Raw genomic sequence first — 1,103 nt, forward strand, 5'->3', positions numbered from 1 at the left:
TCGACCAGACGCCCCGGCCGACCGGCGAACGCGGGCCGCCAGTCCACCGACGCACCACCGGCATAAACCTCCGCCAACGCCCGATGGAACCGGCCCAGACCACCCTCACCACGACGCAGACTGCCCGCAACAGTCACCACAGCCGGATCCGCCGCCGCCACCTCGACGGACTCCTGCACCGCCATCGTCAACACCGGATGAGCACTGACCTCCACAAACGTGGAGTAACCCGCCGCAACGACACTGCGCACCGCCTCGTCGAAACGCACCGTCTGCCGCAGATTCCGATACCAGTACTCGGCATCCAGACCAGCGGTGTCCAGCCAGTCACCCACCACCGTCGACCGGAACCGCACCTCACTCGTCCGCGGCCGCAACCCCGCCAACAACTCCAGCAACTGCTCCCGCAACGGCTCCACATGCGCCGAATGCGACGCGTAATCCACCGGAACACGCCGAACCCGAATTTCGCGGGACTCGTAGTGCGCGACCAACTCGTCGAGGGCGGCACTGTCGCCCGACACCACCACAGACGTCGGCCCGTTCACGGCAGCCAAGGCAACCCGACCGTCCCAGCGGCCGATCGTCGCCGTGACCTCCTCGGCCGTCGTCGCCACGGACACCATGCCACCGCCGCCGGCGATACCCGCAATGACCCGGCTACGCAACGCCACCACCGCCGCCGCATCCTCCAGGGTCAACGCCCCCGCCACGCACGCGGCGGCGATCTCACCCTGCGAATGCCCGATCACCGCCGACGGCCGCACACCATACGACTCCCACAACGCCGCAAGCGACACACCCACCGCGAACAGAGCCGGCTGCACCACATCCACCCGCTCCAACGACGGCGCACCCGGCACACCACGCACCACATCCAGCAGCGACCAGTCCACGAACGGACGCAACGCCTCCGCACACGCCGCCAACCTCTCCGCAAAAACCGGAGCCGTCTCCAGCAACTCCGCCGCCATACCCACCCACTGCGAACCCTGACCAGGGAAGACAAACGCGACCTCGCCCGGCGCACCGGCAACCCCGGCGACGACCTGCGGCGCGGGCCGACCCTCGGCGAGCGCGTCCAACGCGACGGTCAACTCGTC

1 protein-coding gene is annotated in these 1,103 nt (G+C 68.9%); it reads right to left on the reverse strand.

Annotation, left to right across the window (positions count from 1 at the left end):
* Positions 1 to 1,103 (reverse strand): acyltransferase domain-containing protein (locus tag ACFY23_RS31760; protein ID WP_350819819.1); only part of this gene is annotated, 1,103 nt, incomplete at both ends.

This window comes from Micromonospora sp. NPDC000121 (assembly GCF_042899165.1).
Classification (GTDB): Bacteria; Actinomycetota; Actinomycetes; order Mycobacteriales; family Micromonosporaceae; genus Micromonospora.